A 20745-nucleotide genomic window follows, 5' to 3' on the forward strand; every position below is an offset into this window, starting at 1 on the left:
GAAGATGCCCGTTAAGCCGGGTTGAAGAGATAAACGAGAGGGGGAGCCGATGGCTCCCCCTCTGTCGTTATGGCTCTCTTTTGGTCACGAGCGGCTGATTACAGCTTGATCCAGGCATCGCTCCAGTGGCTTCCGGTACCCGGTGCATAGTGGCTGGCCACACCACCGCACCAGCCGCTGTAGGGCCAGGGTTTGCACTCGTAGTCGCCACCGTTATTGCTGACCCGTTCGCCACTCTGATAAGCGGTGCCCGCAACATAGGCCGGGTAGCTGCCGTTACCACCGTCACTGTCACCACCCGGAGCCTGTTCCACCAACGTCAGGGTGAAGCGGCGCTCGAAGCCCTGCTTGCTCCCCTCAGCCATGCCCGCCAGCAACAGCTCGTAACTGCCGGCCGCAAGGCCCGGCTGCGTCAGCTGCAGGGAACCCTGACCATCGATCAGGGCGCTGCCGGTAGCGACCGGATTGCCATCCTGCAACAGGGTCGCGGTGACGGTCACCGGGTTGGCGGTGGTCAGCGTCAGGCTGAAGTCGAGCGTGCCGTTGACGATGGAATATTCAGACGCCAGGTCGGTGACGGTGAAGTCACTGCTGCTACCGGTAGTGGGCAGGATGAAGTCTCCGCTCAGGTAGGTCAGACCGGTCCAGCCGGAGCTGGTCAGCCAGTGCTTGCCATTGGTCTGATAGACGTTGGGCAACTGGGTGCACTGTTTGTTGTCATTGACGAAGCCGATACCGTAAAAGCCCGCCACATTCTTGTAGCAGAGCAGGCGACCATTCTGGTGCAGCACTGGCTGATCCAGCTTGCCCTTGTGGTGGAGTGACAGCCAGTCAAACTGGTTGATGGCCGAGACCAGCGGCACAAACTGGCCATCTGGCTGACGATAACGGATCAGGGAGCCGGCATCACAGAGCAGACCATCAGCCTGCTGTTCGACGTAGCCGTAGTACTGCTCGCCATCCTGGAAGGTGAATCGGCAGAGATTGCCTTTCTCCGACTCCTTGGGGATCCAGCCCATCAGCAGTCGCTCCTGATTGGTCAGGGCCGCCAGCTGCCCGGCACTGAAGTCGCTGCCGTTGGCTACCCAGCCTTGCGGCATGGTGGAGAATTGCATGAAGTAGTGGTCGGTATAGTACATGTGGCTGTCAGCGCGGTGCTTGCGAGCCCCCTGGCTGACCGAGTTGTAGCGATAGATGTCGTTTTCCGGCTTGTGGAAACCGTTGAGATCATCGTCCAGATAGGGCAGGTCGCCCTTGCGGATATGGTAGTTGGCCATACCCGTCATCAGCGGATGCCAGCCGTGGCTGCCACGAGCAAACGCGCTCTCATGGCTGTAGGACTTCCCATCGAAGCCGTGGCCAAATTCGTGGGCAATGATGCCCCAGCCGCCGTAGTAGTGGCTGACAAAGTTAAAGGTATCGACCCCGGTGATGCCACCACTCCCGAGCCCGCCCCCCATGGCGGTGATCCCCAGGTTGAGGTAGGGGCGCTTCATCAGGCTGTGGTAGTAGTAGTCATAATCGGCTGCCGTAAAGATGCCGTTCGGCACATAGCTGTTGCCGCCATTGCCGAACATCTCGTAGCCGTTCACCGCCTTGAAGTTGTACCAGACGTGCTTGAACTCCTCGGTCGAGACCATGTAGGCCAGGTTGGTGGCGATGATCAGCCACTCGCGGGCGTAGAGGGCATTGATGGGGCGCCAGGAGCCGCTGGTGTTGGTGGCGAAGCGCACGTTCCAGCTTGGCTTGAGGCGTGCCAGCTTCTGGGCAAACGGATCCGAGTTGGAGCTGAACCTGTGCTCGAACTGGGCTGGCAGATTGATGCTGTTGTCGAGCAGGTTGTTGAGATCAAACACACCATCGCGGCTGGCGCTGTTGAAGCGTCCCTGCTCGCCAAAGGCGCTCAGTGGCAGGGTGATTTGGGCATAGGCGGGCAGGCGATCGAGCTGGCCCAGGATCAGCCACTTGTTGATACCGTTCAGGCGTGACTCGATATTGATGTCATGCAGCTCTCTGGCGGCATAGTTGGTGATGCGCACCGTGTCGTTATCTAGCAGCTCGGTCTTGACCAGCGAATTGATGTTGACCGAACGCTGGGCGCGATCGATCAGCACCTCGTAGGGTTCGTCATTGCGCAGTATGTAGCTGACTGCGGCCGGCATCAGCTGATCGAAGATCAGCGGGCGAGCCGGCAACTGCTCGTCGGCCGTGAAGCTGATCTCCTTGCTCAGCAGCTGGTTGAAACCCAGGCCGCGCTCGTTGGCGGTGACAAGCGCCGAGCCCGCCAGCTGGAGATCTTTCAGCGCCGCCACGGGCTGCTGGTTGATCTCCCGAACAGTAAAGGTCGGGTTCTTGAACTGAAAGTCGTTGGCGATCAGGGTATCGGCATCATGCCACTCGATGCGGTCCTTGAAGTTCACCACCAGCCGATCGCCATCCATGTCGATTTTTTGCAGATTGCTGTCGGCGATCACCTGCTCAGGCGCCAGCGGTGTGTTGCTGGCGATGGCATCAGCCAGTTTGCGCAAGTCATAGATGTAGTAGTTTTTGCCGGCGGTGTGGGCCAGGAGATAGTCACCCACCTGATGGAGTTGCACCAGACGGTGGCTGTATTTTCCTTCAAAGGCGAGCCGACCGGCGATGGGGGTCTTGAGGCTGTTCTCCGGCTTCACATCCTGCTGGCGGTAGACCTTGATCTCGCTCAGCGCATCGGCCACCAGCACGTAATCCTGATTGGCAAAGACGGCCTGGGCGCGGTGCAGGCTGTTGCTGCCGGAATCCCGACCGGTTCCCAGGGTGGTGACATGGCGATGCTCGTCGGCCAGATCGAAGATATCGACCCGGTGCGAGTAGCGCGAGACCACGTAGAGCAGGTTGTTGCGGACAAACAGTTCGCTGATCTGGTTGTAGGCCGTGGCACTGCCGGTTTCGGTGCCGCCGATCTCGCCAATCTGCTGGCGGCTCGGGATATCGATAATGGCCACATGGCCCGGATTGCCGTTCTGGCTGACATAGAGCCGATCCTGATAGCGCTCGACCGCCGTGATCAGGCTGGCGTCCAGCCCCAGCTGGTCGGCCGCCAGCTCCTCGCCTTTGTCCAGATATTGCAGCGAGGTGGCAAACGAGTTGACGCTGCATGAGCTGGTCTCCATCACCACCCGGGTGCGTTCGCCATTCTGGATCTGGCCGTGGGGGAAGTACTCCAGCAGACAGCCGTTGCTGTAGTCATAGTTGCCAAAGCGTTTGTTGACCGCTACGACCCCACCGTCGTACCAGGTCAGCTCCCACTCCTCATCGAAGAAATCAAAGACGTTACGAATGGCTGTTTCGTCGAAAAAGTGGGGTTTGGGCAGATCGAACAGAATGTGGTTATCCGCCGTCAGCGGGTAGAGCAGGCCATTGATGGCAAGGTGGCGCTTGCCATCCTTGATGATCACGTTCTGCTCGTCAGCCGCACTCTGGTGCAGCGCGGCGAGGCGTGCCGTCATCTGTTCGTAGTGCTCCTGATAGGTTTGTTTGAAATAGGCTTGTTCGCGCTCATCGGCCACGACATGGGCCGACAGTAGCAAACCGAGCAGGGTGGCAAGCTTGGTGGTTCTTGGCATGGTGATTTCCTTATCTTGGTTGTTGTTGGACGTTTTTTGGTGGTTGGCAAGCATGTAAAAGAGAGGGGCTAACCCGTCCGGGTCAGTGCATCCTGCCCATCGGCAGCGTGGCCGACGGGCAGGATATGGGCGGGGGCCTGTCAGCCCCCGTTAGTGGTTGGGGCAAGGTCAGAGCTTGATCCAGGCATCGCTCCAGGCGCTGCCAGTACCCGGCGCATAGTGGCTGGTCGAGCCGCCACACCAGCCGCTGTACGGCCAGGGTTTGCACTCGTAGTTGCCACCGGCATTGCTGACCCGATCACCGGCCTGATAGCTGGTGTTGGGGGCATAGGCCGGGTAGTCGCCATCGCTGCCGCCGTTGTCGCTCTCTTCGGTCAGGGTGACCGGGAAGCGTTGCACCACCGGCTGCTGGCCGTCAGCCAGACCGGTGATGACCACGTCGTAGCTGCCATCGGTGACGTTGCTGCCCTGCAGTACCAGGGTGCTGGTGCCGTTCACCTGGCTGCTGGTGGTGCCGTGGCTGCGGCCGTTCTGCTCCAGGGTCGCGGTGATTTTGACCGGGTTGGCGGTCGTCACGTTGAAACGGATGCTGACCTGACCGTTGACTATGGTGTACTCGCTCGCCATGGCGCTGACGGTGAAGTCGCTGCTGCCTTCGGCGGGGGGCGTTGTGCCGCCGCAGTCGCTGTCGCCCTGTACGCGCCAGACGCCCCAGTCACCCGTGGTGCCCGGCTCTTCGTTCTGGGTCCACCAGCCTGCCAGCCAGTTCTTGCCGTTGTGGCTGACGATGTCGCCACCCACGTAAACCTTCTTGGCATCCCAGCTGTTTTCACAGACGGCGCCCTGCTCCCTGACGGTCACGTTGCGCTGCTGGGTAACCTGCTGACCGGCGCTGTCGCTCACCTGATAGGTGAGGGTGTAGCGGCCGATCTTGCTGCTGTCGACGTTGCCGCTGACCTTGATTTGGGCGGTCAGGTCGCCATCTTCTTCATCATGGGCGCTGACGCCAGCCATCGGATCGAAAGCGGTACCCAGTTCCAGCGTGGTATCGGTGACACCGCTGAACACCGGCTTCATGCTGTAGACCTCGATGGTACGTACCTGCTCGGTGACGTTGTTGTCGCGATCGCTCACCTTGTAGGTGAGGGGGTAGAGGCCGATGCGCTGGCTGTCTACCGAGCCTTCCACCTGGATCTGGCCAGTCAGGTCGCCATCTTCCTTGTCGTTGGCGCTGACACCTGCCAGCGGATCAAAGGCGGTACCCTGCTTGATGCGGGTATCGCTCAGGCCGCTGAACACCGGCTTGCCGTTGTCGACCGGCGGCGTGATCTCCTGATCGTGGATGAAGGGGCCGTAGCTCTTGATGAAGGATTCGTTGTAGGACTGACCGGCGGCGTTGCGGCCCATGTCCCAGTTGATGGACCAGGTCATCACGCCACGCAGCGGTTGCCCCTCGCTCTTCAGGCGGTTGAAGGCGTTGTAGAGCTTCTGCGGATCCTGCACATAGCCGGTGGCGGCGGCGTCAATGTTGGTCGGAATGCCGAACACCAGCTTGTCATGGGGGATCTTGTAGAAGCCGCGGGTTCCGTTGCTCAGCGAATCCGCCATGTAGTAGATGAACTCTTCTTTCAGGGCATCGTTGTTCTGGGCAATCCAGCCGATGCCATCGATGTAGATACCGTCGCCACCCTGGTTGTAGAACTGGGGGTTGATCCAGTCGTAGTACCCTTCCAGATTGCGGATATAGGGGATGTAGGCGCCAGTCTGGGTCAGATAGGGGAACTCCGGCGCCATGGTGATGAGGAAGTTTTTCCCCTGGGCGCGGTAGTGATCCTTGACCAGACGCAGGGCCGCCGGGATCACGGTCTGGTTGTCGGCGGCGGTGATGGCGGCCTGTTCCAGATCGATATCCAGCCCGTCGAAGCCATAGGTCTCCACCAGACGGATGATCTCGTCGGCAAAGGCCTGCTCCTGACCTTTGCGCAGCTCGATGTGCGCATCGGCACCGCCCAGCGCCAGCAGCACGGCGCGGCCCTGACGGTTCAGCTCTGCGATCTGCTCGATAAACTGGCTTTCGCTCATGCCGATGGCCGGGTCGAGTTTGAAGGTGGGGATGGGATCGCTGCCATAGACCTTCATGAAGGAGACATCGACCACGTTGTATTGCGGGTTGACCTGATCGAGCTTGACGCAGGGGGCGATACCGCCCTTGTAGCCCGAGCCGTCACACCAGTTGTGCCAATAGCCGACCACTACGCCGGACTGGGGGTTGACCATCGCCTGACCGGCACTGGTGGCATATGCCATGGGGGCGCCCATGCCGAGCAGGCAGCCAAGCAGGGATAATTTGAGTTTGTTCATCGTCTCTCCGTACGGTGCAAATGGGGCGTCGGTTGTGACCGGACGTCCCCGGGGGCAGCCCCGCTGTCATAGGTGTTTTCCCTTAGACCGGTGGCTTTGCGTCGCGCCCTTTCGGGTCACTTTGCCTTTTTCACCCGATTTCTGTGCAGCACAGAGAATCAAGTGACCTGCATGGCAGGTTGCCTATGATAGATGCTTGAAAATAAATTAATCAATAGTTGGTTTTGATTCTAATTAACTGAAAAATATTGATAATTTGTTACAGCTACCACATTTTGTCCGTTTCCATGATTGAGCATGACGGTACTTGGCTGGCAGCTCTGGCGCCGGTAAATGGCGACTTTTTGCCCCTTGAAAGTAGCGGTAAGAGCTAAAAAAGGCCCACAGATTCATTCTGTTACTGGCTGTTGATGGCAAAACTGCAGCAACGGCAGAGATCCGGGTCGCAATGGCTGGAAAAGTACAGGGTTGCGGCGGATTCCCGCTTGATTATTGCGTGGCTTGGCCACATGTTAGAAAGCCATACAGAGCTGCTAAAGCGGTCTGTTCAAGACCAAACAAGAGGTAACCGGGATGAATAACCCTTTGCTGACAATGGATTCTCTGCCCCCTTTCAGCCAGATCAAGCCGGAGCAGGTGCAGCCTGCCGTGATTCAGGCGATTGCTGATTGCAAGCAGAAGATCAGCGATGTGCTGGCCCAGCGTGATCCCCATACCTGGGATAGCCTGATTGCCCCGCTGGAAGAGGTAAATGACCGCCTGTCACGGATCTGGTCACCGGTCAGCCACCTCAACTCCGTACTCAACAGCGAAGCGCTGCGCGAGGCCCATGATGCCTGCCTGCCGCTGCTCTCTGAATTCCAGACCTATGTCGGTCAGCATGAAGGGCTCTATCAGGCCTATCTGGCCCTCTCCCAGAGCGATGATTTCCCGCTGCTGAGCGGCGCCCAGCGCAAGGAGATCCAGAATACCCTGCGTGACTTCCGCCTCTCCGGCATCGGTCTGCCTGCCGAGGCGCAGCAGCGCTACGGCGAAATTCAGGCCCGCCTCTCCGAGCTGGCCTCCCGTTTCAGCAACAACGTGCTGGATGCCACCCAGGGCTGGCACAAGCTGGTGGCCAATGAAGCCGAACTGGCCGGTCTGCCCGAGAGCGTGCGTGCCGCTGCCCGTCAGATGGCTGAACTTAAAGGCAAAGAGGGGTGGCTGTTCACGCTGGATATCCCTTCCTACCTGCCGGTGATGATGTATGCCGACAACCGCGAGCTGCGCGCCGAGATGTATGAGGCCTTCACCACCCGCGCCTCCGATCAGGGCCCCAATGCGGGCAAGTGGGACAACTCCGCCATCATGAGCGAGCTGCTCACCCTGCGCCGCGAACTGGCCCAGCTGCTGGGCTTTGCCAACTATGCCGAGCTCTCCCTGGCCACCAAGATGGCGGACAAGACCGAACAGGTGGTGAGCTTCCTCACCGATCTGGCGGCCAAATCCCTGCCACAAGGCAAGGCCGAGCTGGAGGAGATCCGCACCTTCGCCGCCGAGCAGCATGGTCAGAGCGAGCTGGCAGCCTGGGATCTCGCCTACTACGCCGAGAAGCTCAAGCAGCACAAGTTCTCCATCTCCGATGAGCAGCTGCGCCCCTACTTCCCCGCCAGCAAGGTGGTGAAAGGGCTGTTCGAAGTGGTGAAGCGGGTGTTCGGCATGAAGGTGCGTGAGCGCCTCGGCATCGACACCTGGCATCCTGACGTGCGCTTCTACGACATCTTCGATGCCGACGACGAGCTGCGCGGCAGCTTCTACCTCGACCTCTATGCCCGCGAGCACAAGCAGGGCGGGGCCTGGATGGATGTCTGTCTGGGTCGTCGCTACCGTCAGGATGGTTCACTGCAAAAACCGGTGGCCTACCTGACTTGCAACTTCAACGGTCCGGTGGATGGCAAACCGGCGCTGTTCACCCACAACGAAGTGGTCACCCTGTTCCACGAGTTTGGCCACGGCATTCACCACATGCTGACCCGCATCGACGTGGCCGGTGTCGCCGGTATCAACGGCGTGGCGTGGGATGCGGTGGAGCTGCCGAGCCAGTTCCTCGAGAACTGGTGCTGGGAGTCCGAGGCGCTGGCCTTTATCTCCGGCCACTACGAGACCGGCGAGCCGCTGCCTGCCGATCTGCTGGAGAAGATGCTGACCGCCCGCAACTTCCAGGCGGCCATGCAGATGTTGCGCCAGCTGGAGTTCGCTCTGTTCGACTTCCGCCTGCATCAGGAGTTTGATCCGGCCAATTCGGCGCAGCTTCCGGCGCTGCTGGATGAGGTGCGCAGTCAGGTAGCTGTGATGACGCCACCGGCGTTCAACCGCTTCCAGCACAGCTTCTCCCACATCTTCGCGGGCGGCTATGCGGCGGGCTACTACAGCTACAAGTGGGCTGAGGTGCTCTCTGCCGATGCCTTCTCCCGCTTCGAGGAGGAGGGGATCTTCAACCCGGCGACCGGCCAATCCTTCCTGAAGAATATTCTGGAGAAGGGTGGCTCGAAGGAGCCGATGGAGCTGTTCCGAGCCTTCCGTGGCCGTGAGCCCAAGGTGGATGCACTGCTGCGACATAGCGGGATCGCTGCCTGAGATTCCTGAACCGCCGCCTGTGTGAGCTTCAAGCAGGTACACTGTTTTGCGGCATAGTGGGATCGAGTCGTGATTTCTGCGACAAAAAGGGACCTTTTGGTCCCTTTTTTCAAGGCTTTTTAATATCTTGCTGATTGCATATTTGCACTGCTCACAGCTCTTCAGTAGAGTCGTGTTCTAACCTTCAAGGAGAGAAAGCCACTTGCCATGAGGCGAGCACTCGATTCCGTCTATCAAATCATCTCAAGTCTGGCTCATTCGAGCGGCCAGGGATATTTCGATACCTTTGTGAGTGAAATCGCCGCTGCTGTGATGGCTGATGTCGTCCTGATCGCCAGCAGGGAATCAAATGCTACCCACCTGACGGTTCAGGCTGCCCATCCCTCCTCTCTTGACCCCGATACCCTGACACTGCCAATCACTGACTCTCCCGATGCCGTTACCTGGCAGGAGGGGGAAGCCTGGTTCAGCGATCGTCTGTTGCAGCTGTTCCCCGCGATGCCGCTTGCCGATGCGTGGCAAGCCCAGGCCTACGCCGGGATCGCCCTCAAGGATGCGGATGGCGAGACCATAGGTATCTGCTGCCTGCTCTATCGTCAGCCGCAGGCCAATATGACCAAGGTGATGGGGCTGCTCCGGTTGCTGGGGCCGCTGGCCGGTCGCGAGCTGGCGCTGATGCTGCAACGCCAGCTGCCGCAACTCTTGCCTGATACCCCCCATGTGCTGCAGAGCATGCTGTTTCAGGCCCCGGTGGGGATCGGCAAGCTCGATCTCACCGGCAGAATTCTCTGGGCCAACCCGGCCATCGAGAAGATGCTGGGCTATCCCCTCGACGAGCTGCTTCATCGCTCCATCTCCGACATCAATCACCCGGAGGATTGGCAGCGCAGCCTTGAGTGCTACGAAGAGATCCGGCGCGGCGAGCGCAGCAGTTTCACCCAGGAGAAGCGCTACTTCTGCAAGGGGGGCGAGATCCTGTGGGGGCGGGTGACTGTCACCCTGATCCGCGACGAGCAGCAGCAGCCGGACTACCTGATGGTGCTGCTGGAGAATATCGATCCTCTCAAGCGTCATGCGGAGCAGCTCAAGCTCTCTCACCGGGTCTACGACAATCTCTCCGAGGCGATTCTGGTGTGCGATGCCGACAGCCGCATCATCTCGGTCAACCCGGCCTTCGAGCAGATCACCGGCTACAGCAGCGACGAGGTGCGGGGCCAGCGTCCCAGCATGCTCAAGTCCGGGCTGCACGATCAGACCTTCTATGCCGACATGTACCATGCGCTGGAGCGAGTGGGGGTGTGGCGTGGCGAAGTGTGGAACAAGCGCAAGAACGGCAAGCTCTATCCGCAGCAGCTGATGATCAGCACCCTGCGCGAAGCTGGCAAAATCCAGCAATATATCGCCATTTTCAGCGATCTTTCCCAGACCAAAGTGGCCGAGCAGAAGATCGCGACCCAGGCCAACTACGACAACCTTACCAGCCTGCCCAACCGCTGGCTGTTTGGCCGCTGCCTCACCCGCTTCTGCGAGCGGGGCGAGCGCTTCGCGCTCATGGTGCTCGACCTCAACAACTTCAAGGCGGTCAACAACAGCATGGATCACCATGCTGGCGATGCCCTGTTGCGGGAGGTGTCGGATCGACTGGTGAGCCGGGTGCGCACCGAAGATCTGGTGGCCCGTATCGGTGGCGATGAGTTCGCGTTCCTGGTGCCCGGCATCGTCACCCGCCGTCAGGCCGAGGTGTTTGCCAAGCAGGTGATCGGCAGTTTCGCCCGCCCCTTTATGCTGGCCAACCAGCATCTCTATGTGACCGCGACCATCGGCATGACCCTCTGCCCGGTTGATGGCAGCGAGAGCGACGAGCTGCTGCGCAATGCCGAACAGGCGCTGTTTGCGGCCAAGCGGCAGGGACGGTTGCTCGGTGCCTACTGCTCATCCATGCGGGAAGAGGTGCGCCAGCGCCACCAGATGCAGCAGGATTTGGCCGAAGCGATCAAGCTGGAGCAGCTGACGATGGCCTACCAGCCGATTTGGGACAACCGCAGCGGACGGGTCGCCAAGCTGGAGGCGCTGGTGCGCTGGTATCACCCCCAATGGGGACAGGTCTCCCCTGCCGAGTTTATTCCACTGGCGGAAGAGGCGGGGTTGATTCAGGGGCTGGGTGCGCTGGTATTGTGGCAGTCGTGCCGGGATCTGGCGCGGTTGCAGCAGTCCGGTTTCCCGGATCTGCAGATGTCGATCAACCGCTCCACCATGGAGTTTCAGACCATCGACCCCGAGGCGAGTGAGTGGCTTAAGGTGATCCAGCACTTCGGGCTCGATCCTGCCGACATCGTCATCGAAATCACCGAATCTCTGCTGATGGAGAGCAGCGATCAGCACAGAGTGCGGATCGATGCCCTGCGCGAGGCGGGCTGCAAGCTGGCCATCGACGATTTCGGTACCGGCTACTCGGCCCTCAACTATCTGCGTACCTTCCCGGTCGATCTGGTCAAGATCGACCGCTCCTTTGTGCGCCATATCCCCTTCAACGAGCAGGATAGGATGCTGCTCGACGGCATCATCAACATAGTGCACAACCTCGGCATGCAGGTGGTGATCGAGGGGGTAGAGACCCGCGAGCAGCTCAATTTCCTCTGCCAGAAGGGGTGCGCCTTCACCCAGGGTTATCTGCTCAGCCGCCCGCTGGCCTATGACGATCTCATTGATTACCTCGCTCTCAACCGTCAGGGGATGAACCTCACTGTCGTGAGCTGATCCACCGCTTCTGTTATCATGGCCGCTTCTGTACGTGCCATGAGTCTGTCTCCTATGCCCCATATTCAGGTTTTCAGTGAAGTCCCCGCCCGTGATGGCGAGCTCGACGCCCTGCGTTTACGCCTTGCCGACGTGGAGTTTCCGGCTCCGTTTGCGCTGGTACTGACTGAAGAGAGACTGGAGCTGCGCAAGCTGGACGAGCCCAAGCTGGGTGCCGTCTATGTGGACTTCGTGGAAGGAGCGGTGGCGCATCGCCGCAAGTTTGGCGGCGGTCGGGGCCAGTCCATCGCCAAGGCGGTGGGGCTCAAGGCCGGTGCCACACCGACCGTGGTGGATGCCACTGCCGGTCTGGGGCGCGATGCCTTCGTGCTCGCTTCCCTTGGTTGCAAGGTGACCCTGATCGAACGAAGCCCTGTGGTGGCCGCTCTGTTGCAGGATGGGCTGGCGCGGGCGGCACAGGATCCCGAGATTGGCCCCTGGGTCAGTGAGCGGATGCACCTGCTGCAAGGCCCGGCGGTGGACAATCTGCTGGCGCTGCCGGAGCGGCCCGAGGTGATCTACCTCGACCCCATGTTCCCCCACAAGCAGAAGTCAGCGTTGGTGAAAAAGGAGATGCGGGTGTTCCAGTCGCTGGTGGGGCCGGATCTTGATGCTGATGCTCTGCTGCCAGCTGCGCTTCAAATGGCAGAGAAACGGGTGGTGGTGAAGCGGCCGGATTACGCCGGCTGGCTCAACGAACAGAAGCCCAGCATGGCCATCGAGACCAAGAGCAACCGCTTCGATGTCTATGTGATGGCGGCGCTGGCGGCGAGTTAACAGTCGGTGCGAGTTGCGGATGCAAAAGAGGAGGGCCAACGTCATGTTGGCCCTCCTTTTTCGTATAGGATTCAGTTGGTTGGCGCGAAGCGGATCAGCTTTTCTTCCCCTTGCCAGTTCAGGCGCAGGGTCGCCAGTTCTGCCAGACTGAGCCGCTCGCCACTGTGCAGCAGCAGATACTCGACCCCTTCGCTGGCTTCGATAGTGCGGATCTTGTCATCCCATTGGCGATCATCGCGGCTGGTGAGGGTCACCGGCAGTTGCCAGCTGGCAGCAATTTCGAGCCAGTCGTAGAGATCGCAGCTGATGGGTTGATAATCCGGCATGATCGGCTCCAAAACAGGCAGGTTGCTGAGTCAGGCTTCCTGTACGCGGGTCGGCCAGCCCATCTTCTGCTGGCGTTCCACTTCAAAGCGCAGCTCGCTGGCGCGCAGGTAGTGTTCATCCATCCAGCCCTTGGGCAGGCTCAGGGTCAGTGACTCCTCTTCTGCCTGCAGGGTGAAGCTGGGCACTGTGCCCTGGGTGCGGCGCATGCAGAGGATCAGCGCGATGCGCAGGATACGGGCCAGCCTGATCGCCTGACGAGCGGTGACGGCACCCTGTTTCTCCAGTGGTTCCAGCTTGAATTCGTCCCGCTGGTTGAACAGCAGGGCCGACAACAGCTTCTTTTGCGCAGGGGTAAAGCCCGGCATGTCGATGTTGTCGATGATGTAGGCGGCGTGTTGCGGCGCCTTCTTGTATTCGATACAGAGGCCGATCTCGTGCAGCAGGGCGGCATAACGCAAAATCGGGCGACCGTAGCGTTTGGAGAGTCGCCAGGCCGGTTGCAGCTGGTTGAACGCCTCGACGGCGGTATCGCGCACCCGTTCGGCGTGCTCTTTATCCAGCTGATAGCGGCTGATCAGGCTGTCGGCGGTGCGATCCCGGGCATCACAGTCGTGATTGTTGCCAAGCAGACCGTAGATCAGTCCTTCACGCAGGGCGCCACCCGCGAGGGTCATGCTCTCGATATCGAGGGTTTCGAAGATGGCGATCAGGATGGCGAGGCCGGAGGGGAACACGGTCAGCCGTTCGGCCGCCAGCCCTTCCAGTTGCAGCCGGTCGAGCTTGCCGCAGGCGATGGCCTGACCCATCAGCTCCTGCAGTTTCGGCAGGGTGACCCGCTCGCTCTTCCCTTGCGCCAGCATGATCTCTTGCAGCGCCTGTACCGTGCCGGAGGCGCCGACACAGGTACGCCAGCCGAGGGCGCGGTAATCTTCCGCCACCTTCTCCAGCACCGCCTTGGCGGCAGCAATCGCCTGCTCGAAACGGGCTTCGGAGAGCTCGCCATCACCAAAGTGATTGTTGAGCCAGGTGACGCAGCCCATGTGCAGGCTGTTGAGCAGTTTTGCTTCGCTATGTTCGCCGATCACCAGTTCGGTACTGGCACCGCCGATGTCGATCACCAGCCGGTTGCCTTCCCCGGCAGAGGTCCAGGAGACCCCTTCATAGATGGTCTTGGCCTCTTCCTCGCCCGAGATGATCTCGATGCTGTGGTTGAGAACCCGTTCCGCTTCGCTGAGGAACTCATCGACGTTGGTGGCAAGCCGCAAGGTGGCGGTGCCCACCACCCGGATATTGTCGGCCGGAATGTCCTGCAACTGTTCGGAGAAGAGACGCAAACAGTCCCAGCCCCGCTCCATGGCGGCACGGCTGAGACGAAATTCCGGATCGAGCCCGGCTGCGAGGCGAACCTTGCGCTTGACCTTGGCGACGGTGCGCAGGGCACCGGCGACCTCGCGCACCACCAGCATATGAAAGCTGTTGGAGCCGAGGTCGATGGCGGCATAGAGAGGCGAGTTGTGCAACGGGCCTGTCCTTAGCTCTTGCGCGGCGGACGACGACGGTTGTTGCTGTTGCCACCGCCCTGACGATCCCGCATGTTGCGGTTCACCGGCTGACGGTTGCGGAATACCCGTTTCGGCGGGGTCACGTCATCCAGCAGCGCTTCGCGATCATATTTGCTGACCGGAATGGCATGGTGGATGTACTCCTCGATGGCCGGCAGGTTGAAGGCATAGTCTTCACAGGCCAGGCTGATGGAGTGACCGCTCTTGCCGGCACGACCGGTACGACCGATACGGTGTACATAGTCTTCGGCGTCGTCGGGCAGGTCATAGTTGAAGACGTGGGTCACGTCAGGGATGTGCAGACCACGGGCGGCCACGTCGGTGGCGACCAGAATATCGAGCGCACCCTTGGTGAAATCCTCGAGGATCTTCATCCGCTTCTTCTGCGGCACGTCACCGGTCAGCAGGCCGACGCGGTGGCCGTCGTTCTCCAGCCAAGCGTGAACGTCTTCACAGACATGCTTGGTGTTGGCGAAGACGATCGCTTTTTCCGGCCACTCCTCTTCCATCAGGGAGAGCAGCAGCAACATCTTGTCTTCATTGGAGGGGTAGAACAGTTCCTCCTTGATCCGCACGCCGGTCATCTGCTCCGGCTCAACCTGCACATGTTCCGGGTGGTTCATGTGTTCGTAGGCCAGCTCCTGCACACGCAGGGAGAGGGTGGCGGAGAACAGCATGCTCAGACGCTCGGTCGCGGGCGGCATGCGGCGGAACAGGAAGCGGATGTCCTTGATGAAGCCCAGATCGAACATGCGATCCGCTTCGTCCAGTACCACGACCTGAATGTTGCTCAGATCGATCACCTTGGACTTGAAGTAGTCGATGATACGGCCAGTGGTGCCGATCAGGATGTCGACGCCCTGCTCCAGCACGGCCAGCTGCTTGTCGTAACCTTCGCCACCGTAGGCGAGGCCGAGTTTCAGGCCGGTAGAAGCAGCGATGCTGTCGGCATCGTTATAGATCTGTACTGCCAGTTCCCGGGTGGGTGCCATGATGATGGCTCTGGGTTGATTAACCAGACGGGGCTTGGTCAGCGGGTGAGTCAGCAAATAGTTGAATGTCGCGGCCAGGAAGGCAATGGTCTTGCCGGTTCCTGTCTGGGCCTGACCGGCGAGGTCATGACCTTCTACCAGCAGTGGCAGAGACAGTGCCTGGATGGGCGTGCAATAGTGAAATCCCTTTGATTCCAGACCAGCCAGAACTTCGGGTTCGAGGCCCATTTGGGCGAATTTGTCGGTCGTTAAGTGTGTTTTGCTCATGGCGGTAGGTTATCAGGTTAGGCTTGCAATAATAAACAGGATCATTTCAAATAGGGCAACTATTGCCTTTGTTGATATGTCAATAAAGCCTTAATTACTGACTGGAGTTGGAGATGAGTGACAAGATTGTTCAGCTGAGCGATGCCAGCTTCGAGGCAGATGTAATCAAAGCCGATGGCGCCGTTCTGGTCGACTTCTGGGCCGAGTGGTGTGGTCCGTGCAAGATGATTGCCCCGATCCTGGAAGAAGTTGCCCAAGAGTACGAAGGTCGCGTGACCGTAGCCAAACTGAACATCGACCATAACTCTGATACTCCGCCCAAGTACGGCATTCGTGGTATCCCGACCCTCTTGCTGTTCAAGAATGGCGAAGTGGCAGCGACCAAGGTCGGTGCACTGTCCAAGACTCAGCTGAAAGAGTTCCTGGACGGCAACCTGTAATAATTAAAGAGGAGCGCATTGCAATAATGCGCTCCTTGTGTTTTATCACCTAGACGCTCATCCCGATTGGTGCTAGTTTATCGCTCGTTTGCTAACCTTTTTGCCTGACTCTTTGCTAACCACAGCCTGGCAATCAAATCCGATCAGCATCAATCCAGCAGACTGTCTCCTCATTTCAATCCTTGCTTACAGACTTTCACCACTATGAATCTGACTGAATTAAAGAACACTCCTGTGTCCGAGCTGGTCAAGCTGGGCGAATCCATGGGGTTGGAAAATCTGGCTCGGGCGCACAAGAAAGATATTATTTTTGCAATCCTCAAGGCGCACGCCAAGGGTGGTGAAGATATCTTTGGCGACGGTGTGCTGGAAATCCTGACCGATGGTTTCGGCTTCCTGCGCAGTGCAGACGGCTCTTATCTGGCAGGCCCTGACGATATCTACGTCTCCCCGAGCCAGATCCGCCGCTTCAACCTGCGTACCGGCGATACCATCTCCGGCAAGATCCGGCCACCGAAAGAGGGCGAACGCTACTTCGCACTGCTCAAGGTCAATGAGGTCAACTACGACCGTCCGGAAAACTCCCGCAACAAGATCCTGTTTGAAAACCTTACCCCCCTGCATGCCAACGAACGTCTGCGTATGGAACGGGGTAATGGCTCTACCGAAGATATCACCGCCCGTGTACTGGACCTGGCATCCCCCATCGGTAAAGGCCAGCGCGGCCTGATCGTGGCGCCGCCCAAGGCCGGTAAGACCATGCTGCTGCAGAACATCGCCCAGAGCATCGCCTACAACCACCCGGACTGTGAACTGATCGTTCTGCTGATCGACGAGCGTCCGGAAGAGGTGACCGAGATGCAGCGCATGGTGAAAGGTGAAGTGATCGCTTCCACCTTTGACGAACCTGCTTCCCGTCACGTTCAGGTTGCCGAAATGGTGATCGAGAAGGCCAAACGTCTGGTCGAACACAAGAAAGATGTGGTGATCCTGCTGGACTCCATCACCCGTCTGGCCCGTGCCTACAACACCGTCATCCCGTCATCCGGCAAGGTACTGACCGGTGGTGTGGATGCCAACGCCCTGCACCGTCCCAAGCGCTTCTTCGGCGCCGCGCGTAATGTTGAGGAGGGCGGCAGCCTGACCATCATCGCTACCGCGCTGATCGATACCGGTTCCAAAATGGACGAGGTTATCTACGAAGAGTTCAAGGGTACCGGCAACATGGAACTGCACCTCTCGCGCAAGATTGCCGAGAAGCGCGTCTACCCGGCCATCGACATCACCCGCTCAGGTACTCGTAAAGAAGAGCTGCTCACCTCAGGTGACGAGCTGCAGAAGATGTGGATCCTGCGCAAGATTGTCCACCCGATGGGCGAGATCGACGGTATCGAGTTCCTCATCGACAAGCTGGCGATGACCAAGACCAACGACGAGTTCTTCGACGCCATGCGGCGCCAGCAGAAGTAAGTCCGGTCAGAAAATGACGAAACCGCGGCCCTGGTCGCGGTTTTTGTTTATCTGTTTTCCGGTCGCCCTAGTAGTATGAGATCCCGATGTCACATGGATGGAGACGTCATGAAGCCTGTTTTCTGGTTATTGCTGGGGTTGCTGAGTGCAATGCCAGCCAGCGCGCAAAGTGCACAGGTCGCGGTGACAGCCGAGACGTTGCAGACTCACCAGCGCTATCTGGCGGGCCGTCTGCAGGAAGGGCAATTTGCAGCCATCGACTCTCTGCTGGCGACCCTGAGTCGCGAGCGGCGGGAGTTCCTGCTGTTGCAGCTGCTGCGGGATATTCCCGCTACCTCCCCTGCATCCCCTGCGTTGCAACAGTGGGTCGAGGCTCAGGCCGACAAGGCCCCCGAGTGGCTCATGGAGCAGCAGGTCGACGGTTTTCTGGTGCAGCAACCTGTCTATGATTTTGCCGCGCAGGCCCGTCAGTTGCTGGGGGAGTGGCAGCTGCAATCACTGATGCAGCGCTATCGGCAGCAGCTTGCCCAGGGCAGCTTCCAGCTAAAGTCCATCTACTACAGCAGTAACCCCGATCTCGCCATGCAGCAGCAAGCCCTGTTGCTGGCCCTCGACACCTTGCCGCAACCGATCTGGATGCGGGAGGCGCAAGCGCTGGCCAGCCAGAATATCTATCTGCCCGACAATCACCTGTTGTTCCATCTGTTGCAGCGCATCGGGGAACCGGCGCTCTATAGCATGCTGTGGCGGCGGCCGGCAGATCAGGATGCGCTGCGTGCACTCTCTACCATCAACCGCTTCCATCACGGCAGTGCTGCCAGCGATCTGCTGATTGCCGCCAGTGGCAACGAGGGGTTGAAGGGGGCCGCCCTGCGTCAGCTGAGCGCGCTCTCGCCCTTGCCGCCGCAAGCCCAGAAATACCTGCTGGCGGAACTCTCCAACCGTCAATACGGGGCGCTGGTGGCCGGTCTGTTGATGGAGGTGGACGAGCCCCAGCTGCTCTCTGCACTGGCCAGACGCCTCGGCCAGCGTGACATGCCACCCATTGCACCGAGTCTGCTGCCCGATTCGGGTACACCCGATGGGCAGCCAGGGTTATAATGCGTGACCTCCTGAACCCGGTTGGGAACTTGCATGAAATACAAGGATTTGCGTGATTTCATCGCGCAGCTGGAACAAAACGGACAACTCAAGCGCATCACCCGCGAGATAGATCCCTATCTGGAGATGACCGAGATCAGCGACCGTACCCTGCGTGCGGGTGGCCCGGCTCTGCTGTTCGAAAATCCCAAAGGCTACACCATGCCGGTGCTGACCAACCTGTTCGGTACCCCGGATCGGGTTGCCATGGGCATGGGGCAGCCCGATGTGGGCGCCCTGCGTCAGGTCGGGGTCTGGCTCTCCTATCTCAAGGAGCCCGAGCCGCCCAAGGGATTCAAGGAGCTGATGGAGAAGCTGCCGATCTTCAAGCAGGTGCTCAACATGCCGACCAAGCGCCTCTCTTCTGCCCCCTGCCAGCAGGTGGTACAGGAGGGCGATGCGGTCGATCTCGACCAGATCCCGATCCAGCATTGCTGGCCGGGCGATGTGGCACCGTTGGTCACCTGGGGCCTCACCATCACCCGCGGCCCCTACAAGAAGCGGCAGAACCTCGGCATCTATCGCCAGCAGAAGATCGCCAAAAACAAGCTGATCATGCGCTGGCTCGATCATCGTGGAGGTGCCATCGATTTTCGCGAGTGGCAGGAGGCCCACCCGGGCGAGCGGTTCCCGGTGGTGGTGGCGCTCGGCGCCGATCCGGCGACCATTCTCGGCGCGGTGACGCCGGTGCCGGATACTCTCTCCGAATATGCCTTTGCCGGTCTGCTGCGCGGCAGCCGTACCGAAGTGATCAAGGCCATCAGCTGCGATTTGGAGGTGCCCGCCAGCGCCGAGATCGTGCTGGAAGGCTATCTTGAGCCGGGTGAGATGGCCCCGGAAGGCCCTTATGGCGACCACACCGGTTACTACAACGAGGTGGACGAGTTCCCGGTCTTCACCATCACCCACATCACCAAGCGGCGCGATGCCATCTATCACAGCACCTACACCGGCCGTCCGCCCGATGAACCGGCGGTGCTGGGTCTGGCGCTGAACGAGGTGTTCGTGCCGCTGCTGCAGAAGCAGTTCCCCGAGATTGTGGACTTCTATCTTCCGCCGGAGGGGTGCTCCTACCGGATGGCGGTGGTGACTATCAAGAAGCGTTACCCGGGCCACGCCAAGCGGGTGATGCTGGGGGTCTGGTCCTTCCTGCGCCAGTTCATGTACACCAAGTTCGTGGTGGTGTGTGACGATGACGTCAACGCCCGCGACTGGAAGGATGTGATCTGGGCCATCACCACCCGGATGGATCCGGCACGGGACACCACCTTGATCGAGCATACGCCGATCGACTATCTGGACTTCGCCTCGCCGGTCTCCGGCCTCGGCTCCAAAATGGGGCTGGATGCCACCAACAAGTGGCCGGGCGAGACCAATCGGGAGTGGGGTCAGCCCATAGTTCAGGATGAGGCGGTGAAGCAGAAGGTCGATGCCATTTGGGATGAGCTCAATATCCTCGGATGAGGCAAACATGACAGCTTTGCTGCAAAAAGTGATGCGATCCGCACTGATTTGAGTATTCTCGACTGACGGGGCCAGGGCTGCTGGTCGTCACTCCATAGTGAAACAATGAGCGAAGCGGGCCGAGCGAGCCCGCCACAAGGACAAGAATGCAACGTATCAAATGCCGCGTAGAGGAACTGCGCGAATATGTCGACACCATCTGGCATGTGGCCCTGACGCCGCAGCAAGCGATCAGCTTCAAGCCGGGCCAGTATCTGCTGGTGGTGATGAGCGATTCGGACAAGCGCCCCTTCTCCATCGCCAACTCGCCGACCCGCCCGGGCGTGCTGGAGCTGCAAATTGGTGCCACTCCCGAGAACGCCTACGCTGGTCAGGTGCTGGCCCGCATGCGCGAGCAGGGGGAGATCGAGGTTGAATTGCCGGCTGGCAAGGCATTCCTGCGCGATGAATCCCCCCGTCCGCTGATCCTGATGGCGGGCGGCACCGGCTTCTCTTACGCCCGCTCCATTCTGGAGTACCTGATCGACACAGGCAGCAAGCGCCCGGTGTTCTTCTACTGGGGGGTGCGTCAGGCTCACTGGCTCTATGAGCTGGAGCAGATGCAGCAGTGGGAGCGTGACTATGCGCCGCTCACCTTTATTCCGGTGGTGCAGGAGCCGGAGGCTGACTGGACTGGCAAGAGCGGGCTGGTGCACAAGGCGATCATGGATGACTTCGTCAGCCTCCACGACTACGACATCTATGTCGCCGGCCGTTTCGAGATGGCGGGTGCCGCGCGTGAGGAGTTCAAGATCCTTGGCGCCGAGCCGGAGCGCATCTTCGGTGACGCCTACGAATTTATCTGACGGGATCCCCGTCTGGATGACGCAGCCCCCGGTTTTGCCGGGGGCTTTTGTTTTTGTGGCTGCCGCAGTACCGGATCGCCCAG

General features: G+C 59.8%; 13 protein-coding genes and 1 riboswitch. Of the genes, 8 read left to right on the top strand and 5 right to left on the bottom strand.

What is annotated here, in order from left to right:
* Window positions 1-98: 98 nt before the first annotated feature.
* Window positions 99-3605 carry a hypothetical protein gene (locus AB5Y85_RS13410; RefSeq protein ID WP_257687788.1) on the bottom strand — a complete coding sequence of 1169 codons (3507 nt, stop codon included), beginning with the start codon at window positions 3603-3605 and terminating at the stop codon, window positions 99-101.
* Window positions 3606-3773: 168 nt separating this feature from the next.
* Window positions 3774-5966: an immunoglobulin-like domain-containing protein gene (locus AB5Y85_RS13415; protein ID WP_257687789.1), complete on the bottom strand. Its 2193-nt coding sequence runs from the start codon at window positions 5964-5966 to the stop codon at window positions 3774-3776.
* A gap of 50 nt (window positions 5967-6016) precedes the next feature.
* Window positions 6017-6102: riboswitch (cyclic di-GMP riboswitch) on the bottom strand.
* Between the two features lie 437 nt (window positions 6103-6539).
* Here AB5Y85_RS13415 and prlC point away from each other — a divergent pair.
* The 3 genes from prlC (at window position 6540) to AB5Y85_RS13430 (ending at window position 12155) form a co-directional block, all read left to right on the top strand.
* Window positions 6540-8582: an oligopeptidase A gene (gene prlC / locus AB5Y85_RS13420; RefSeq protein ID WP_368221574.1), complete on the top strand. Its 2043-nt coding sequence runs from the start codon at window positions 6540-6542 to the stop codon at window positions 8580-8582.
* Window positions 8583-8789: 207 nt separating this feature from the next.
* On the top strand, window positions 8790-11339 hold the full coding sequence (locus AB5Y85_RS13425; RefSeq protein ID WP_160881407.1) for a bifunctional diguanylate cyclase/phosphodiesterase: 2550 nt from the start codon (window positions 8790-8792) through the stop codon (window positions 11337-11339).
* A 63-nt stretch (window positions 11340-11402) separates the two neighbouring features.
* Window positions 11403-12155 carry a class I SAM-dependent methyltransferase gene (locus AB5Y85_RS13430; protein WP_064341322.1) on the top strand — a complete coding sequence of 251 codons (753 nt, stop codon included), beginning with the start codon at window positions 11403-11405 and terminating at the stop codon, window positions 12153-12155.
* A gap of 71 nt (window positions 12156-12226) precedes the next feature.
* Here the strand turns inward: AB5Y85_RS13430 and AB5Y85_RS13435 are convergent, their stop codons facing one another.
* From AB5Y85_RS13435 to rhlB, 3 genes are read right to left on the bottom strand one after another with little or no spacing between them, the layout of a single operon-like run.
* Window positions 12227-12481 carry a Rho-binding antiterminator gene (locus AB5Y85_RS13435; protein WP_042054704.1) on the bottom strand — a complete coding sequence of 85 codons (255 nt, stop codon included), beginning with the start codon at window positions 12479-12481 and terminating at the stop codon, window positions 12227-12229.
* Window positions 12482-12511: 30 nt separating this feature from the next.
* Window positions 12512-14002: a guanosine-5'-triphosphate,3'-diphosphate diphosphatase gene (gene gppA, locus AB5Y85_RS13440; protein WP_368221576.1), complete on the bottom strand. Its 1491-nt coding sequence runs from the start codon at window positions 14000-14002 to the stop codon at window positions 12512-12514.
* An 11-nt stretch (window positions 14003-14013) separates the two neighbouring features.
* The gene (rhlB, locus tag AB5Y85_RS13445) at window positions 14014-15303 is read right to left on the bottom strand and encodes an ATP-dependent RNA helicase RhlB (RefSeq protein ID WP_005339414.1); all 1290 of its coding nucleotides are present in this window, start codon (window positions 15301-15303) and stop codon (window positions 14014-14016) included.
* Between the two features lie 113 nt (window positions 15304-15416).
* Here rhlB and trxA point away from each other — a divergent pair, with 113 nt between their 5' ends.
* From trxA to fre, 5 genes are all read left to right on the top strand, one after another.
* A complete protein-coding gene (trxA, locus tag AB5Y85_RS13450) occupies window positions 15417-15743 on the top strand; it encodes a thioredoxin TrxA (RefSeq protein WP_005339416.1) in 327 nt (108 codons plus the stop codon).
* Between the two features lie 204 nt (window positions 15744-15947).
* Complete coding sequence (gene rho / locus AB5Y85_RS13455) at window positions 15948-17213, top strand: transcription termination factor Rho (RefSeq protein ID WP_005339417.1); 1266 nt, start codon at window positions 15948-15950, stop codon at window positions 17211-17213.
* 108 nt (window positions 17214-17321) lie between these two features.
* The gene (locus AB5Y85_RS13460) at window positions 17322-18314 is read left to right on the top strand and encodes a hypothetical protein (RefSeq protein ID WP_368221578.1); all 993 of its coding nucleotides are present in this window, start codon (window positions 17322-17324) and stop codon (window positions 18312-18314) included.
* Window positions 18315-18347: 33 nt separating this feature from the next.
* A complete protein-coding gene (ubiD, locus tag AB5Y85_RS13465) occupies window positions 18348-19817 on the top strand; it encodes a 4-hydroxy-3-polyprenylbenzoate decarboxylase (RefSeq protein WP_005339421.1) in 1470 nt (489 codons plus the stop codon).
* Window positions 19818-19963: 146 nt separating this feature from the next.
* A complete protein-coding gene (gene fre / locus AB5Y85_RS13470; protein ID WP_005339423.1) occupies window positions 19964-20662 on the top strand; it encodes an NAD(P)H-flavin reductase in 699 nt (232 codons plus the stop codon).
* The last annotated feature ends 83 nt before the right edge of the window (window positions 20663-20745 follow it).

Origin of the sequence: Aeromonas sp. R3-1, assembly GCF_040908345.1 — a bacterium.
GTDB lineage: Bacteria > Pseudomonadota > Gammaproteobacteria > Enterobacterales > Aeromonadaceae > Aeromonas > Aeromonas veronii.

Excerpts from the sequence above, each read along its gene's own strand:
- prlC (WP_368221574.1), top strand. The coding sequence starts at position 6,540 with ATGAATAACCCTTTGCTGACAATGGATTCTCTGCCCCCTTTCAGCCAG.
- AB5Y85_RS13425 (WP_160881407.1), top strand. The coding sequence starts at position 8,790 with ATGAGGCGAGCACTCGATTCCGTCTATCAAATCATCTCAAGTCTGGCT.
- AB5Y85_RS13435 (WP_042054704.1), bottom strand. The coding sequence starts at position 12,481 with ATGCCGGATTATCAACCCATCAGCTGCGATCTCTACGACTGGCTCGAA.
- fre (WP_005339423.1), top strand. The coding sequence starts at position 19,964 with ATGCAACGTATCAAATGCCGCGTAGAGGAACTGCGCGAATATGTCGAC.
- ubiD (WP_005339421.1), top strand. The coding sequence starts at position 18,348 with ATGAAATACAAGGATTTGCGTGATTTCATCGCGCAGCTGGAACAAAAC.
- trxA (WP_005339416.1), top strand. The coding sequence starts at position 15,417 with ATGAGTGACAAGATTGTTCAGCTGAGCGATGCCAGCTTCGAGGCAGAT.
- rhlB (WP_005339414.1), bottom strand. The coding sequence starts at position 15,303 with ATGAGCAAAACACACTTAACGACCGACAAATTCGCCCAAATGGGCCTC.
- rho (WP_005339417.1), top strand. The coding sequence starts at position 15,948 with ATGAATCTGACTGAATTAAAGAACACTCCTGTGTCCGAGCTGGTCAAG.
- AB5Y85_RS13410 (WP_257687788.1), bottom strand. The coding sequence starts at position 3,605 with ATGCCAAGAACCACCAAGCTTGCCACCCTGCTCGGTTTGCTACTGTCG.
- AB5Y85_RS13415 (WP_257687789.1), bottom strand. The coding sequence starts at position 5,966 with ATGAACAAACTCAAATTATCCCTGCTTGGCTGCCTGCTCGGCATGGGC.
- AB5Y85_RS13460 (WP_368221578.1), top strand. The coding sequence starts at position 17,322 with ATGAAGCCTGTTTTCTGGTTATTGCTGGGGTTGCTGAGTGCAATGCCA.